Source organism: Methanosarcina sp. UBA5 (genome assembly GCF_002505485.1).
Lineage (GTDB): Archaea > Halobacteriota > Methanosarcinia > Methanosarcinales > Methanosarcinaceae > Methanosarcina.
This window is the reverse complement of sequence record NZ_DAVG01000050.1, coordinates 1-17512: the sequence shown is the minus strand read 5'-3', so window position 1 is coordinate 17512 and position 17512 is coordinate 1. Positions and strand designations below refer to the sequence as shown.

At 38.7% G+C, this 17512-nt stretch carries 13 protein-coding genes and 1 pseudogene; 7 read left to right on the top strand and 7 right to left on the bottom strand.

What is annotated here, in order from left to right:
- The first annotated feature begins 373 nt into the window (after positions 1-373).
- From BP621_RS04740 to BP621_RS04730, 3 genes are all read left to right on the top strand, one after another.
- Positions 374-751, top strand: a complete 378-nt coding sequence (locus BP621_RS04740; protein ID WP_292388236.1) for a response regulator — start codon at positions 374-376, stop codon at positions 749-751.
- 349 nt (positions 752-1100) lie between these two features.
- On the top strand, positions 1101-2078 hold the full coding sequence (locus BP621_RS04735; RefSeq protein WP_292388234.1) for an NADH:flavin oxidoreductase: 978 nt from the start codon (positions 1101-1103) through the stop codon (positions 2076-2078).
- Between the two features lie 570 nt (positions 2079-2648).
- On the top strand, positions 2649-2894 hold the full coding sequence (locus BP621_RS04730) for a tautomerase family protein (RefSeq protein ID WP_292388233.1): 246 nt from the start codon (positions 2649-2651) through the stop codon (positions 2892-2894).
- A gap of 563 nt (positions 2895-3457) precedes the next feature.
- Here the strand turns inward: BP621_RS04730 and BP621_RS04725 are convergent.
- A complete protein-coding gene (locus BP621_RS04725) occupies positions 3458-4258 on the bottom strand; it encodes a hypothetical protein (protein ID WP_292388232.1) in 801 nt (266 codons plus the stop codon).
- 905 nt (positions 4259-5163) lie between these two features.
- On the opposite strand from BP621_RS04725, the gene BP621_RS04720 reads away from it, so the two are divergent.
- Positions 5164-5865: a pentapeptide repeat-containing protein gene (locus tag BP621_RS04720; protein ID WP_422656669.1), complete on the top strand. Its 702-nt coding sequence runs from the start codon at positions 5164-5166 to the stop codon at positions 5863-5865.
- A gap of 756 nt (positions 5866-6621) precedes the next feature.
- On the opposite strand, the gene BP621_RS04715 is transcribed toward BP621_RS04720, so the two are convergent.
- Positions 6622-8175, bottom strand: coding sequence for an NAD(P)/FAD-dependent oxidoreductase (locus BP621_RS04715; protein WP_292388230.1), 1554 nt, complete (start codon positions 8173-8175; stop codon positions 6622-6624).
- A gap of 685 nt (positions 8176-8860) precedes the next feature.
- Here BP621_RS04715 and BP621_RS04710 point away from each other — a divergent pair.
- Both BP621_RS04710 and BP621_RS04705 read left to right on the top strand, forming a co-directional pair.
- Complete coding sequence (locus BP621_RS04710) at positions 8861-9892, top strand: right-handed parallel beta-helix repeat-containing protein (RefSeq protein WP_292388229.1); 1032 nt, start codon at positions 8861-8863, stop codon at positions 9890-9892.
- A 162-nt stretch (positions 9893-10054) separates the two neighbouring features.
- Positions 10055-10324, top strand: coding sequence for a PKD domain-containing protein (locus BP621_RS04705; RefSeq protein WP_292388228.1), 270 nt, complete (start codon positions 10055-10057; stop codon positions 10322-10324).
- Between the two features lie 175 nt (positions 10325-10499).
- Here BP621_RS04705 and BP621_RS04700 read toward each other — a convergent pair whose 3' ends face one another.
- From BP621_RS04700 to BP621_RS04690, 3 genes are all read right to left on the bottom strand, one after another.
- Entirely contained in the window at positions 10500-13241 is a 2742-nt protein-coding gene (locus tag BP621_RS04700) for a DEAD/DEAH box helicase (protein WP_292388227.1), read from the bottom strand.
- Positions 13242-13486: 245 nt separating this feature from the next.
- Positions 13487-13693, bottom strand: a complete 207-nt coding sequence (locus tag BP621_RS04695; protein WP_292388226.1) for a hypothetical protein — start codon at positions 13691-13693, stop codon at positions 13487-13489.
- A gap of 2 nt (positions 13694-13695) precedes the next feature.
- Positions 13696-14898 carry a serine/threonine-protein kinase RIO2 gene (locus tag BP621_RS04690; protein ID WP_292388225.1) on the bottom strand — a complete coding sequence of 401 codons (1203 nt, stop codon included), beginning with the start codon at positions 14896-14898 and terminating at the stop codon, positions 13696-13698.
- A 626-nt stretch (positions 14899-15524) separates the two neighbouring features.
- On the opposite strand from BP621_RS04690, the gene BP621_RS04685 reads away from it, so the two are divergent.
- On the top strand, positions 15525-15737 hold the full coding sequence (locus BP621_RS04685) for a hypothetical protein (RefSeq protein WP_292388224.1): 213 nt from the start codon (positions 15525-15527) through the stop codon (positions 15735-15737).
- 378 nt (positions 15738-16115) lie between these two features.
- Here the strand turns inward: BP621_RS04685 and BP621_RS04680 are convergent.
- Both BP621_RS04680 and BP621_RS04675 read right to left on the bottom strand, forming a co-directional pair.
- Positions 16116-16515: pseudogene (locus tag BP621_RS04680) on the bottom strand (transcriptional regulator protein).
- A 482-nt stretch (positions 16516-16997) separates the two neighbouring features.
- A partial coding sequence (locus tag BP621_RS04675) for a transposase (RefSeq protein WP_292388222.1) occupies positions 16998-17512 on the bottom strand: 515 nt, incomplete at its 5' end.

The following is a 17512-nucleotide window of genomic DNA, read 5'->3' as shown; positions in this document are numbered from 1 at the left end:
CTTTCCATGAATTTGTACCAACCCTGGTTCTATACCGATCACTCGTTCCTATTGTATTCTTTTGCCAGGTTGTTAATGTTAAATTTTTGAGTACAATTCACAATTGTGAATACTCTGAATAGGATTGTATTAGTAAAAATACTTTTTCCTGAAACCAGCAGTTTGAAATTGTGGCACAATTACTGGAAGATCAGACATACCCTTTAGTAATTCTGAACGAAAAAATTAATAAAGTTCGACGCCGTTTAGTTCTTTAAATTTACAAGTAAGTTTCCAGTTACAGGCAAGCTGAGGAATACTCAACTAAATGAGTATGAGTGAAAAGCATGAAGTAACATAGTTATCTTAATAAAAATAAAAAGAAGGTTAGTAAATGGCACGAGTTATGATTGTAGAAAACGCCGAATTTATGAGAATGGCGATCCGGGATACGCTTTTTAAGCACGGGCATGAAGTGGTTGCTGAAGTGGCTGATGAGGATGAAGCCATTGAAAGATATATGGAAATAAAGCCGGACCTCGTGTTAATGGATATAATGACGCCGGATAACGTGCCAGACGATATAAATTGGAAAAGTTTGCTGAACAAGTTTCTTATTATAGACCAAGAAGCAAAAATGGCAATGTTTTCATCTCTTGGCCAGCAGGTTCTAATAACAGAGTCTTTAAAAATAGGCGCCATGGGCTTTATGGTAAACCCTCTTGAACCAGGAATGTTGAACGTGATTAGAATAATTGCCGAGCCAAATTAACTTAAAAATAAAATTAACTAACTTGAAAGTTGAACCATAATCGATTTCCATACTTTTGCCAGCTATTCGCCCTTTACATAGATTTCAAGTTCAAGCAAATACCCAAATAGCGTCATTGAGATTTCCAGACTCTTTACTGTGAGTTTTTCTTTAATTTTTAAGTGTCGTTTATTAGATATTTTGTTAGATAATTAGATATTTTGTTAAATATACAAATAGGAAATTCTGCAAAAATGTGATCCAGGTTCTCGTTCTCCAAATTTTTGCGGCAAAAACCAATATAGGAAGAAATCAAGAAATTCATTAAAATTCACTGACCCTAGAAGAAAGAAGTTAGCGGGAAAATAAAATGACCAGGATAACAGATGAATTAGTGATCCGTGGGAATCACATTAAAAACCGAATTGTGATGCCTCCTATGGTTACTTTTTCTTTTCATGGGGATAATGGATCTTATTATGGCGAGCAGCACATCGAACACTATACAAAGCGTGCAAAAGGCGGTGCCGGCCTTATTATTGTGCAGGCCACCAGCATTTTTGGGGCTGTAGATTCAACAGGCATGTGGTCAGCGGGTGACATTGCAGCTTTAAAGCAAATTGCTAGCAACTGCCATCAATATGGTGCAACAATAATGATGCAGCTTCATTGCGGCAATTTGAATATTAACGAGTTGTCAGCCGAAGAAATTCGTTCGATGCAGATGAATATGAAGCAGGCAGCCATTCGTGCGTGTGAAATGGTTTTTGACGGTGTTGAGTATCACTTCGCCCATGGGTTTACGTTATGCAAGTTTCTTGATGCTTCTTACAACCGTCGAACAGACCAGTACGGCGGCGACGCTCTAAACAGAGCAAGAGTTTTAACACAAATTCTGCCGGAGATTCGGAACAACACTCATAAAAGTTTCATTGTTGGCGTGCGCATGGGTGAGTATCTGCCAGAAAGCAAGGACAGCATAGAAGCAGCTAAAACCTTTGAGAAAGCCGGTATTGATTTACTCCATATTTCTTTTGGTATGCAGCCCCCAACAAATCCGGTTCCCGACGGTTTCATTTGCAGCCCTATAACCTATAGCGGTTGCAAGATCAAAAAAGAAGTAAAAATTCCCGTTATTGCAGTCAATGAAATCCGCACTGAAGAACAGGTGCGGTTCTTAATTGAAAATGATTATGTGGATCTTGTTGCTGTTGGCAGGGGCATGTTAGCTGACCCTGATTTTGCCAATCATGTGATAAATAGCGAGCCTGTAAACATGTGCGTGGGATGTGAGAGGTGTTTCTGGTTTACTGACCATACGCTTTGTCCGGCAGGAAAAGACAAATAAATTAAGGGTATGAGTCCTCACCGAATAAAAGAGAAATCAAAGGATTATAACCGAAGATTACAGGAAGAAGTTAAGAGTTCTTGGAGGAAGGAAAGTAACTAATGAGTTATCTAGTATGATGAACCAGGCTGTGAGTTATGGGGATAAACAGACAACTTGGAGATCTGTTTTACTCTTAAAAACCAGGGAGTTAAGCCATTATTTAACAGAAAAAACCAAAAAATTGTCTCTGTAGAAATCCTTAATTTAATCCAAATTGTTTCTACAACTTTTTTATTTATGTTGTACACTATCAGTTTAATTTCATTTCTTTTACCTGGTTATAGAATTTTCTTGCCCTTAGTACTTCTCCAAACTTCCTTTTTAAGGTTGCATTTATTTGCTTATTCCATTTTAGATTCAAACTTTGTTTATTGAAAAAGTACCAAACACATATTTAATATGTTTTTTAAGACTTAATAACCCTTGAAAAAACACTCTTCGATTTTTCTTTATAAATAGCGTATTTATAGAAAGGAATATTATATGACTAATTAAATAAAAACGTGGTTAAAAGTCTAAACTGTACATATGGGGGTAGAAGAAACGCCACTTGTTGATATCAAACTCATTGAAGGTGTACTCTCCGAGGAAGAAATCAAGAAGCTTATCAAGGACGTGACAGACGTTGTAGTCTCGTTCATGGGAGAAGATCTCCGTAGCTATACATTGGTAGTAGTCCAGGAAGTAAAGAGCGGAAGCTGGGGGGTAGGTGGACAGGCAATTGGATTGGAGGAAGTAAGGGCCATGCAAACGCGTACTTCAGAGAGACCCTAAGCCACACACAAGAAAAACCAGAAATTAGCTGGCAGGATTTGATATCTGCCAGCGATTTCATTGTTCCTATGCACAATTACTGTCAATATCCTCAGAGAATAAAACGCTTTAGAAAGCGGAGTGGAAGTATTGTCTAATATTGTTATGAGCATTGGTAGGCGACTTTATCGACTATTTAATCTCTTACAACTCACACGCAGTTTCTATATTTGATTGAAATCGTCTCCTTACATTCTACCCTGGACAAGCAGATAAGCCCTTAAGTAGAAATCCTCAAACAGCTAATCTCTGTTTATTTGAACTGAATGACAAGATCTCTTTTTACGTATTTAATTTCAGATCCTTGAAATTGGTTTAGATAGGATTTCTACAAAGCCAGTTTCTCTGTATTATCACAAGAGATGTATCTAACGTATAAAGCGCCATCATCACCAATTTAATTACAATTCGCAAGATTTTTGTCGAAAATTAAAAAATGAGAAATATTTTTATCTCCCACTTAGCTGAAAAACATCTACTTTGTACGCCGTCCTAAAAAGAAAAGAGGCTTTTGCCTTAGAATTTCAAGCTGAAAGATTATACAAATATATATAATCATCTTCTTGGTCTTTGGTATCATTGCCTGAACGAATGTATACTATTTTATCGTCGTAAATTGCAGGATAACTTGCAGATGTAATACGAATTGTCTCATTAGTTGAGATATTGTACATATAAATGTCATTTGACAAGTTATTTCCTACCCAGTATTGTTTTTCCCAAATTATTCTATCACCATATATATCTGGAATGGTCGAATTGCCATCAAAAGTGATTTGACGTGTTTCATGCTTGGCGATATCTCGCATGTAGACATCCGTTGATTCATTTTTGTGTTCTACCCACACGACAATGTTTCCGTAGATTTTACCGCCACCTGCCCTACCAGTTCTGCTGATGTCACTTACTCTTTTTGTGGATATGTCGTATATGGAAATGTTTGTACTCCATTCGCTTGAATTTACCTGATTTGCCCGTCCCCATACAATCTTATTCCCATAAATAGAAGCACTGTAGGTTGCATGCTCATATGGAGTTAGCTGAGTTTCTTCATTGGTGCTGAGATTGTATAAATACAAACTGTTATACTCAGCATTTTGGTTAAAGGCAGGCTGACCGTCAGCATATTTTGATTTTATATACACAACATTATCACCATAGATCGCTGGTGTGCTTGCGTTAACGATTTTAATCTCTTTGCCAGTGGAAACGTTATACACAATTACGTTTTCTTCATCCCACCATGTAACTTTATTTCCCTGGATAGATGGGCTATCTCCCGCATGTCCTAACCCGGTTATGTTTCCAGTAGTCAAGTTATACATGGTAGCTCCGTTACCAAAAGTATCAGCCCATGTAACAATGTTGCCATAGATTGATGGACTCAATGTTAGCCTCGAACCCACGATCATAGTCTCTTTGCCAGCATTTGCTATTGATGCAAAGCTTATAATAAAAATAAAAACAAGCCCTATATATATTATTTTATTTCCCATATTAACTCCCATAAAGGATATAATAATGGAAAGATACATTAATATTACTATTCATTGTCAATATTTATAAAATATCGGGATAAATCAGTATTACTATTTGTATTAAAAAAAGAACATTGGTCTTAAAATAGATAATAATGGATATTTTGTGGCAAGTTTTCTATATAAATTTGTAGATCGGGAATGAAAAGAGACAAAACAGAAAAACCGTTAGGTTGAGGGCTATAGGAGACTGAAACCTTTTTATTACTCCATCAAACGTGAACGGTAAATAAATCTTTGACAATTTTCGTAGTCGCCTTTGCAGTACTTCGATATCACTCCGGCAGGTAATTTACCCTTTTTTGGGGAAACGTCGCATGTATAGGTTTCATTATCGGAATTGGGATTCACCGTTATAAGAAAAGAGCAACACATTCAAAACACCTCTAATATATTACTATTTGAATGATCCATAAAACATAAAATAATATCTTTTCAGGAAACATAAAATACAGTTGTTGGCTTTTCTGAAGGGTTTTTACTTGAATGTCGATTTTTTCCAGCGTTTTTGGTGCTGATAGGGTCAGCCTTCTGCGCGAGCACATAAACGCGAGCAAAAGCCATGTTGAAGACTTCCCTCTTTTTTGGAACACAGCATTTTTTGGAACACAGTGAGCCTGTAAATACGTATTTCGGATGAATGAACCCCGGAGAAAGGAAGGTTTCTTCCTAGAATAGTAATATTTATTTTTATGGAACACCAATTATTACATATGAATATTATCGAGAGAAAAAACTATCGAGGAGTTAACCTTCTAGGTGCTCATCTTGAAAAAACTAACCTTATATGGGCTACTTTTCAAGGAGCTAACCTTCAGGAAGCTTATCTCATAAAAGCTAACCTTACACAGGCTGATCTTCAAGGGGCTAACCTTTATAGAGCTGACCTGCGTGGGGCTNNGGCTAACCTTCAAGAGGCTAACCTTCAAGGAGCCGACCTTTCAAATTCTTACCTTTTAGGAGGTATAGGAGCTAATCTTCAAGGGGCCAATCTGCAAGGAGCAAATCTGCAAGGAGTTAACCTTATAAAGGCTAACCTTAAGGGAGCTAACCTTCAAGGAGCAAATCTTCAGTTATCCAACCTCCACTTAGCTAACCTTCAAGGAGCTAATCTTCAAGGGGCTAACTTCCAAGGAGCTAATCTTTATGGAGCTGACCTTCACGGGGCTGACCTGCGGGCAGCTGATCTTTATGTAGCTGATCTTCAAAAGTCTAACCTTCAAGAAGCTAACCTTCAAGAAGCAAACCTTCAAGAAGCAAACCTTCAAGAAGCTAAGCTAAACAAAGTGAAAAACTTATCATGTGACCAGCTTTCTAAAGTAAAAACCCTTCACAACGCAAAATTAGACGAAGAAAATTATACGCTATTTAATGAGCAATATATTACCGCTTGAAAATCAGTTAAAAATAAATTGAGAATAATACTGAAACTTTCAAGTGGTCAAATCAATTTTTTGTTTATTTCCTCCAGATTTAACGGTTTTAATGTTTTTACTTCTGATCATACTTCTGATCATACTTCTGATCATATTTGTAAGATATAGTAAATTGACGAAATTATTTCATTCGAATACCCGCTAGCTTGCTGGGGATGGAAAACTTCCCCGGGAACCATTGATGATATTATGATTTTTCAATCCCATCTTTAGGTTGTTAACTTCTGCTCAAACGTTTTAACGCTAATTTGGAAGGGCCCTAAAAAATAGGAAACGGCTCATAAATAATTTTAAAAATAAATTCTAAATGATACTTTTACATTGATATAACTTCCAAGCTCGTCTAGCTTATAGAACTCCGTTATACCAGTAATATAATCGTTAAAGCAATGAACTAAAGTTTACTATATTTCACTAACAATTATGCTAGTAAAGTAACATTATACGTTAAAAATATTATATAAGATAGGTTCATGGTATAACTTGCGTTTCCATCTATCTAAACAAACTCCACTAGCAACATCTACTCCACAAAGATCTGCGGCATACAAGCAAAGGGATTAAAATTCAGGACTGTATCTCAATTTTAATCCAAACCTCTTTTAAGACTAAGAAGCGAGAACTTTTAATGTCTTTCAGTAAATCCGGGCTTTCAGGTGGGAACGTAATCTTCCTTTAAACAAAATTTTCTCTCCGTTTTTTCTTTACTTATCGTCACTTTTTTCTGTTCACTTCAATCTTTTCATCTCTTTTTTCTTTCATTCCAGTTTTTTCTTCATTCTTACTCGTTTTTAGTTTACTCTCCTGCTCATGTCGCTCTCTTGCTCCTGCCTTTGCTCCTTCCTCCCCTTTGACCATTTTCATTATTCCTTCGGCTGCCATAATTCCGGTAGCAGCGGCATTGACTATATCCCTTGAAAGCCCTGCTCCGTCTCCGGCTGCAAAGAGATTTTTGATACTGGTTTCCATTTGCCTGTCAACTTCAAGATGCATTGCATAAAATTTGACTTCAGGGGCATATAACAAGGTTGAATCTGAGGTGACGCCTGGAATAATCTCGTTTAAGGTCTCAAGACCTTCGATTATATCCATAACTATCCTGTGGGGCAGAGCCATTGAAATATCACCTGGAGTAACATCTTTGAGAGTATTTACAACAAGGTTTTTTGCAAGGCGCTCTTTTGTAGAGCGTCGGCCCCTTCTCAGGTCGCCCATGCGTTGCAGGACTGGCTTCCCTCCCCCTATCGTGGTTGCAAGTTTTGCGATTGAACGAGCGTATTTTGTGGTATTTTCAATGGGTTCGGTAAGCTCGACTCGGACAAGAAAGGCGAAATTAGTGTTTTCGGACTCTTCATTTGCCAGGGAGTGACCGTTAGTTGCGATAAAGCCCTCATATTCTTCCTTTACGACAAACCCGCGCATGTTTGTGCAGAAAGTCCGGACAAAATCATCGTAACGGCGGCTCTGGATATGGAATTTTGGATCGCGGTTGATTTTCGTCACAGGATCCATAACGATTGCAGGGACTTCTACCCTTACTCCTATGTCAATCCCGCCATATCTGGCTTCGATTCCGTGTTTCTCAATCATCTCCGAAACCCAGTTGCAGCCCCGCCTTCCAGGTGATAAAAGCACGTAACTGGCCCTGAGTTCTTGCCCGTCAGAAAGTATAATGCCTCTGCAGGTCCCTTCCTCAATCAGTAGATCTTTTACCTCGGTTTCAAGCAGGAAATTTACTCCTTTGTTAACAAGATCCTGTTTAAAGCGCCCTATGACAGCAGGGGCATTATCTGAACCTATATGCCGCTGTTTTATCTCTATAAACCGGGCTCCTACCGAGGCAGCTCTGCGTTTAAGCTCCTCAATTTCCGGCCCTTCGGTCAGTAGAGCTCCCTGAGGCGCCCCAAATTTCAAAAAAACTCTATCCACTTTTTCTACGAGCTGCCAGGCTTCGGTCTGGTCACCTGTTAGAGCTGCGAGGTCTCCCCCTACATCAGGCCTCAGGTTTAAGGTTCCATCCGAAAAAGTCCCGCAGCCCCCTACCCCGCACATAATATCGCAGGGTGTGCAGTGCATGCAGTAAGTCTGGGTTTTCATAGGGCAGAAGCGTTCATCTATATCCCTGCCCATATCCACAATAAGAATTTTTAACGATTTCAACTCCGCAAGCTCGTAAGCTGCAAACATTCCAGCAGGCCCTGCCCCTATGATTATTACATCGTAGTTCGAACTTTCTTCCCCTCTCTCCAAAAGTATATTATTATCCATGCGTAGCACCCTTTATGATTTATTTGAGCATTTGAATAGTCCAAAGTTCCAGGTTTCAAAAATTCCCAGTTTCACAAATATAAATATCTAAAATCTGTGAACAAATTTACTTTAAGATATATTTGTTCAAAACCGCTGTAAATTTCCGAATTCCAAATAATAACCAAATAATATTTTTAAACCGCTTTTCACGATGTTTTTTGTTGCAAGCGTATTCTAACATTCAAAAACACTTTAAATTCTATTATATGTGTATAGATGTGCCTAATCAAAGGAAACTGGAAAATGCAAGCTATGAAAGATAAAAACGTCTACTAAAGAGGAAATCTTCTCAAGCAAATCTTCCCTTAGGAAATCATTCCCCTATATACCCTATATTATAGATAGTATGAAACTGTCCGTATAAAAAACTTCCATTTCGCTTGAAATCTAACTCTAATATCTGTATGTCTAAACCAAATACCAGATTAATGAACTTAAGAAATGAAATGCATTAAACACAAAATTTAAGGATTTATATAGTCTTTTAAATTGAATATAACTCTAAAACCTGTTGTATTTTTATTAAGAAGGTAAAAAGTATTATATAATGCCAAAAATAAGTTCTTTTAGTTCTCAAATTATGTATCTTGAGGACCTTAGGTCTTGTTAGTGTTGTATTTCTGGTTTAAAGGGGGAAACGCAGGTGTGGGTAAATAAATTAACCATTTTCTTAGCAGTTGCTATCCTTTTCATGACTATGGCTTATAACCCTGCATCCGCAAGGGAGATTACAGTAGATGCCAACAGTTCAGGTGCAGATTTCCGATCGATTCAGGAAGCAGTAAACAATTCGTCTTCAGGAGATACAGTTATTGTCATGCCTGGGACTTATATGGAAAATATAATTGTTAATGTTACCTCGCTGACTATCAGGTCGGAGTCAAAAAACCTTGGGGCACTGGTAAAATCTCCAGAAGGAAACAAAAGTGTTTTTCTTATAAAAGCCAACAATGTAACTCTCACTGGTTTCAATATAACAGGGACTGAGGGAGAATATATGACTTACGGAGAAGATGATGTTAAATATTTAGCCGGAATTTGCCTTGAAAATGTTAGCAACTGCAGAATTACAGGCAACACTCTATTTGAAAACCATGTTGGGGTTTGCCTAATTAAGGCTTATAATAATACAATTTCAGGAAATTTTCTCTTCAACGATTCTATTTCTTTGGGTGAAGGAAGTAGTTGGAATAATTTGACAGATAATACTATTGAGAGAGGTTACATTAGTCTGTCAGCATGGTCATCAAGCAATTTAATATCTAAAAATAAAATCTTAAACGGTATAGGAATAAGTTTTGCCTGTTGTGGGGGAGGCGATATTGTGTCTGACAATACGATTTTTAATTGCTCCACTGGAGTCGATACGTATGATCGTGGTATATATATTAGAAATAATACGATCATGGACTGTTTTCACGGGATAGATATTGATCAGTCAAGTGGAACTGGAGTTTATAATAATACGATATTGAGTTGCAGTGTCGGAATTAGTATAGATACCTCTTATGGAGTTGAAATATTAAACAATATAATAACCTCTAGTGCAGAATGTGGGATCTCTATTCCAGACCAGAAAAGTAGTGAACGAATCTGTAATAATTACTTTAATAACACAATAAACATAATGTTGGGAAATAATAGCGGATGTACCTGGAACAATTCGCGTGCTTAAGGTATTAATATTGTAGGAGGCCCATACCTGGGCGGCAATTATTGGGCAAACCCTAATGGAACCGGCTTTTCCCATACCTGCACGGATTCAGATGGAGATTGGATTTGCGACTCCCCCTATAATGTCAATGGAAGCGATTTTGATTTCCTTCCTCTCGCATCTATGTCCAGAACACAGAAACCACCTGTTGCAGATTTTTTTGCATCACCTACTTCCGGGACAGCTCCGTTAAAAGTATTGTTTACCGACAATAGCACCGGTGAACCAACTTTCTGGATCTGGGACTTTGGAGACGGTATTAATTCAAAACATGCTTTGAATGCAACTCACACATTTACTGAACCAGGAAAGTATAATGTAAACCTTATAGTGACGAATGAAAACGGTAGCAGCACTAAAATCATACCTGAACATATCACTGTATTCAAATAAGGATGAACATTTTAATCAATAATGAAAAAAATGCCGGAAATTGAAGGATAAAGAGTAATTGAGATATAGAACTTGACAAAACAAATCCTCTCGCCTTATTATAGTAACTTCGACAGCCAATGCTGTTTCCTTTCTCTTTATTTATTTACCTAATAGGCAGTTCTATTCCCTTTTTTCAGTTCACTTTCCTGATAATCAGTTTCTTCACGATCTTTTTTCCGTCATCTGTGCTAAGAGCTTTGTTTCCTTCATTTTCAGAAATCTCAATCCATAGCCAGAAGTTATAATCATTGCCTACCCCAAGGTTTCTGATGCAGATTTTGAGAGGCTCCTCCTTTGTAGGTTCTTTTTTTCCTCTGAACTTCTGGTGAAATGTTTTTGCGGCGGCCTTTTCGGGAGCAGGGGCAGAGATTACTCCTATCATTCCTCCGTTTTCGTCCGTAGAAATGAATGTTTTTTCTTTTTTCTCCTGCGCTGATGAAGTTTCCTGTTTTATGGTTTCCCGCCTGAGCTGGCGCCTGACCCTGCTCAGAGCATCTTCTGTGTTCCTTTTTTCAGGAGATGGTCTCGATGCTCTAATAACTTCAGAGAGGTGCTTTTCTTTTCTCTCCGGCGGAATATAAGGAGCTTTTCCAAGGAGTTCGTGAAGAAGCATAATTGCAGCATGTTTATCCAGTGGCTCGTTATTGTTTCCGCATTTTGGGGACTGAATACAACTCGGGCAGCCGCTTTCACATGGACAGCTTTCAATTGCTTTTAAGGTGCCATCAAGCACCTGTTCAATCAGGTCATAGCCTTTTTCAGCGTATCCTACTCCTCCCCTGTGCCCGTCATAAATGAATATCCCGCTTTTGCCTCCGAGGTCAGGGTGGGAAGGTGTTGAAATTCCGCCTACGTCGCTCCTGTCCACAAGCAGGTGAAGAGGGTACATTGAAATCATCGCGTGCTCAATAGCATGGATCCCGCCTGCAAAATCCAGTTTGTGCTCTCCTACCAGCTCCTGCAGCCTGTCCGGAAGTTTGAGCCAGAGAGCCATTGTCTGAAGACTGACCGGAGGCATCTCAAGGGAATGGGCGCTCATTACATCATTGCTCTGGGTCTGGATTTTCCTGTACCCTATAACCCTGTCCGTTACTTCGACTTCCCCAAGCCCGACTTCGACCTCCGACGCATGCAAAAGCGGCTTTACCGCATAAGTCTCATGCACAAGCACAGACGAGTCAATCATAGGTTTCGTATAATAGGTATCATGCGTCTTTACGGCCTGGATTTCCTTCTTTTCATGGTCGATCCTGTTTATGTAATAGGATTCTCCTCTGTGCATATAAACCGCCCCTGGATGGCATTCCCTGAAGGCGAGGGTTTCCTCAATGTCTTTTTCTATAGGAAAGCGCTTTTCTCCTTCGGAAGCAAGAAGAGAGTAAGTATTATTATCGATTCCCCTAAGTGAAACGTGTTTGTACGGAAACGGGTCTGTCGAATACCTCAAGTCGCTACCTGCAAGCAGGCCTTCGGTTTCCAGAAGTTCCACAACTCTTGAATATCCTTTTCCGAAGTACTTCTCATCGGACGCCTGCAGAGGAATCTCTTTTGCGGCACAGAGCAGGTGCCCTGCAAGGATATACGGGTTTTTGGGGTTGAGCACTGCATTTTCACTGTTTCTGGTAAAAAAGTCGGCAGGGTTTCTCATATAATACTGGTCAAGAGCGTTTGTGCCTGCTACAAGGATAACAAGGCTTTCGTTTCCACTCCTGCCTGCCCTGCCTGCCTGTTGCCTGGCACTCATTACTGTTCCTGGATAGCCGTCCAGAATACAGGCATCAAGCCCTCCTATATCTATACCGAGTTCGAGCGCATTTGTGGAAATAACCCCTCGAAGTTCCCCTGAATTCATTTTCTTTTCAATTTCTTCCCTTTCCCTGTCAAAATAGCCACTTCTATATGAGCAAATAGCAGGGAAGATATTTCTACTCCTCAATAGCTCCCTGCAGCTTTTATACATCCTCTCAACTCCCTGCCTGGACCGGGTAAAAGCAAGAGTCTGAAGTCCTGCCTGTACAGCCTTTGAAAAAAGCGAGGAAGCCTCGGAAAAGCTGCTTCTCCGGAGCGTAGTTTCCTTATTGTTCAGATAAAGCGGGGGATTCCAGAAAACGAATTGCTGGCTGCCCTGAAAGGAACCGTTATTCTCAACTACGGTAGCTTTTCGCCCGATAAGAGTTTCCGTATGGTCTTCTGGATTTCCGATGGTTGCAGAACAGCAGATAAACTGTGGCGAGGCTCCGTAGTATTCAGCCACGCGTAAAAGCCGCCTTAGCAGGTTTGCCATGTTACTTCCTATAACTCCCCGATAGTAATGGCTCTCGTCAACGACTATGAACTTTAGGTTTGAGAAAAAGCGTCTCCAGAGATGATGCCAGGCAAGAAAACTCATGTGAATCATTTCAGGGTTTGTTAAAACCACATTGGTCTGCCCTTCTCTCACCTTCCTTTTCTCAGCCTCTGAAAGGGCACCTGTATAACGGGCTATGCCTGCGCCTGATTTCAGTGTCTCTTCAAATTCCAGAAAGGACTTTAACTGGTCATTTACAAGCGCATTTAAAGGGGAGATATAAAGGGCAGTTGCTTCAGGTTCATTGAGAATAGTTTCAAAAACAGGAATCATGTAAGTAAGGGACTTTCCGCTTGCCGTGGTTGTGCAGAGTACGATATCCTTTCCTTCCCGAATTTTTCCTATGGCCTCGGCCTGGTGCACATACAGATCTTCGATACCGATGCCTGAAAGGGCTGCTTTTACCTGCGGTTTAAGGGGAAGAGAAGCATACTGAGCTTCCCTTGCAGGAATTTTCTCGTTGTGAACAATCTGGTTTTCATATCGGCTGGAGGCTTTTATCTTGTCAAGAAAGTGAGAAATGTCCATTTTTTCGGCACCGTTTTATATTATCCGGGAAATGTTATTTTTATAGTATTTTGCTTTTTTCTTTCTACTTTTTTCGGCTTTCTTTTTTAGCTTCCTATTTTCAGCTTTTTACCACTCTGAAATCCCCAGGGCCGAAAAACGAGAAACTTTTGGCACAACTTTTCACAGCCTTCTCACAGCTTTTCCATGCCTTATTCACGCCTTTCTCTGTGATCAGACAGTCTACTATTTTTTATTCAAAGTTCTTATTCGGCACCGTCTCTTCCTCCAGAGCCGCTACTGATATTGTCTTCTCTATTTATATTTTCAGAACAGGATGAAGAGGAGGCATTCCCATAAATGCATTCAGATCGATTAACCAGATAAGTATCTCTGGTCAGATAGAGCAAGACTTTCTCACCGGGCTTGAAATTCAGGCCTTTGTCTGATTTACTCGATCGTGTATGATGCAAATTTACTCTTTATCTGAAGTCTCTTTTTTCGAGGCAGCTTTTTTAAAATCCTGTATTTTTCTATTTTCTGCTTCAGTTTCTTCGGATTTGATTTCTTTGGCCTCAAATTCTTCAGCTTCGTAACTTTCGGTCTCAAATTTCTCGGCCTCAAAGTCTTCTTCCTGAAAAATATCCTCTTCAATATCCTCTTCAAAGCCTTTTTCCAGGGCTTCCTCTTCAAAGCCTTCTTCAAGGGCTTCTTCAAGCTCCCATTCTTTTACAGTACCTTTGTCAGCCCTGCTTTCTGTGCCTTCTTCTATATCCTCTGAGCTTTTGCCTGTCTGGCTCTTAATTTCGCGGATTGTTTCATCAAGCTCCCTTTTAATTCCGTATTTTCGGAAAAAATGAGTCAGGACGTTTGAAACGTCCCTTTCAAGAATTTCGTCAGCGTGAGGATGTTCAGGAGTGACATACTGGGGCCAGTCAATTAGCTGGACGCCGTCTTCGGAAGCAAAAATATTGTACTCACTTAGATCGGCGTGGATGACTCCCAGTGAATAGGTAATTTTCACCTGTTTGAGAATCTCATCGAGATACCATTCGGGGTCAATAAGTTTTGTTTTTGCAAGAAGGCTGCCTTTTGCAAGCTCCATAACTATTGCATGCCTGTTATGGTCAAAGGGCTTTGGGATTGAGACCTCTGGATACAGGGTGGTCATGATGTTGTACTCCCGCTGGGCGGCAAGCCTGGCTGCATAGATCCAAGAAAAGTGTTCTCTTTCCCCCAGATGCTCACGCACTCGCTTTATTTGCTTGAAACTGGTCCTCCCTTCTCTGTGAAACTTGATTACAACCGGAACAGGCTCACCAATTGCAAGCTCAGGCGGCAGGATCGCTTCGTATATAACCGACTCTTTTCCTACCCCTATTTCATCTCCTATTGCACTGATGCTCTTTCGCTTGACAAAAGCATTGAGGGCAAGAGCATCGTATCCCTCGAAGTAAATCTGAAAACCCTCGTAAAGCTGGGTGTTCCTGACCACAAGCTTATCCTTTACAAGTTTTTTTAACCTGTATTCAAGTTTCTCAAAGGGCATCCTGGTGTATTTATTCAGTTCTTCCATTGGCACCCATTCAAAATGCTTCATCCCATTTTCAATGCCAGTCAGGATCCTGAAATCCTTTGAGTCAAGGTCTTTAAAAACCCTCAGCGCTTCGTCGATCATCTTAATATTACATATAGCCCTCGATATTTAAATAAAACTCCCACATCTTTTAGAATCTTGATTGAACTTTTTCCGTGCCCATTATGATACGAACAGTGAGACAGTTTAGAGGTCCTGATAGTACTTGCAACCCGAAAAAAGAAGCTAAAAAATATATACTGGAAGGCGAGTTTAGATTCCATCACAGAGGCAGTTCTACCCTCTTAGCAAGGAGAGCAAAGTAGTGAATTCAAGTTTTTGATAATTCCTCGTTTTTCTTTGATATTCAAGGTCGTTCTTTCTTTCGTTAATGATATCTATTCAGGTACTGTATCTGGAAAGATCCTTATCTATAGCTACTGCTAGATTTCTTCTTTAAAAGCCAGTTTCCTGGGTTTTTATGCCCTGGACGATAAACACACACTCGTAGCGGGCTTTAAAGAACAGAATGGGAAGAGAAGTTTTCTGCTATTTTGCTCAACGATTGAAGCAAAACAAAACAGCAATTTTAGAAGAGTATATAAGGGAGTTAATATAAGATATATGAAAAAAATATGGGGGACTCAAGAGAGAACCCTAACATTGAAAAACGTTTTTCGTTTATCTAGGAACTTGAGGAAAATATAAAAATTATTTTCGAAGGAACTATGGATAAAAAAACTGTCTTGGATAAAATAGATGAATTGTCTTTAATTTATGAAAATGGGATTTTATCACATCCCTACTGGTATATTCCGCCGAATAAAAGATATTTAATTGCGATCCATGATGAATTATTTCAGGGAAAGTCAGAACTTAAATTGACATTAAATGAGGTCGCAGCCTTATTATTGACCCATAATTTAATCGAATTAGATTAATTATAGGAAGAAATTAGCTAGTAAGAGCCACTAAGAATTGAACTAGTGCACGTATTGGGGGAATCCGTGATAAATATTTTTGTACTATAATCTGATGTATGTTCCACATACCTAACCACGAATATATACCTGGAAGCCACTTATAATGGCAAGGACTATCGCTTAGGATAAGGATAGGTACTTAGGACATCCGGCATGAAGGTCTTGCTTGTTGAAGGATCAGCTGTACATTAAAGATGAGAGATAAGATGAGAGATCGAAAAGTTAAATGAAGTTACACACAAGCAAGCTGTCAATATTAAGTTTTTTCCACTCCATAATCGTGAATTCCAAAAAAGGATTGTCAGCCATTATGGAGTTAATCCTGTTTGAAATCCTTCACTTTGAGGGAGTAAAAGACACTTTTTTGCTCATTGCTTTCAGTTTTTTGATTGATGAGGTAGTTGCCTGAGATTCTTTGTAAATCTTGTCTTCGTAATAACTTATGATCTCGTCAACCGGAACAGCAAGAGAATAAATTTTCATCGGTCGTCCTTTTCCAGACTTTTTTTCCGAGCGCATATTAACCCAGGACTTGTTACACATTAACCTCATTGCAAGACTGACTTCGGGTTGCCTTAATCCAGTACTTATTTCAATTTCCCGGGATGAAGCTTTTGTCTACATTCATAAGATATGCTATGGTTGTAGCGGCATTTCTTGACATCCCAAGATTATTTAATGCTTTAATAAAAATATGGTCGTTTTCGTCCAGCACTTTTACTTCAGAGTCTTTCATGATACCTCTTGACATTTCGAGTTTATGGGTAGTTTATCAGCTTAAAGAAATTCTTTTATAATTGATATAGAAATTGGATAATGGCTTATAAACATTCTTAAAATATATACATTTGCATAGTAAATAATGCATTGACATTTTGAAGATAAATTTGCATGGTAAATAATGTATTGACATTTTGAAGATAATAAACAGCGTTTTTCTTTATTCACTGGTTATTTCGGGATAACTGTGACAGCGAACTCAATCGTGTTATAGCCACCCAGCCAGTAACCATATGCAAAAGCCAGGGCTATTGCTCGAACCAGATGGACTAAATATATCTAGGAAGACTCTCTAAAAACAAGTAGCAAGTAAAATTTTTTATTTACTTGCTACTTGCTATTACATTAAGAGATTCGAAACTAGATCAATGCGATTGGTTAGATTGTGAGTCAGTAAATATAACGGTTACAGGAATTTTAAAAAAGAAAAGTATTCGTTTATTGGTATGTTAGTTTATTTTTTGGCTTTGTAGAAATCCTCAATTTCATCCAAAACAAATTTATAATATTTTTATTTATGTTATACACTAAGATTTTTACTTTTATTTCTTTTACTTGATTGTAACATTTTCTTGCTTTAACTATTTCTCCAAACTTTCTTTTTATTACTGAAAATACTGTTTCAACAATGCTTCTTCTGTCATACACTTTTTTGTCGAAGTTTTTATGCAGTTGTTGTCTATATTCTCCAATTATCCTTGTCCTTTTTCTTTTTTTCATTGAAATTACTGAATTCGCCTTAATTTCTTCTCTAATAAAGGAATGGAGCTTTTCTGAATCATATCCTTTATCCATCACATAATATTTTGCTTTCTTTTCCCTTTGAACTTGTTTTATCAAAGCATTTGCGTGTTTTATTTCGTGATCAGTTTTCTTACTTATTTTAAAGCCAATAATTACTTTTTTTTCAGTATCGATTGAAATTAGAGTCTTAAGGAAGCTTTTTCTTCGTT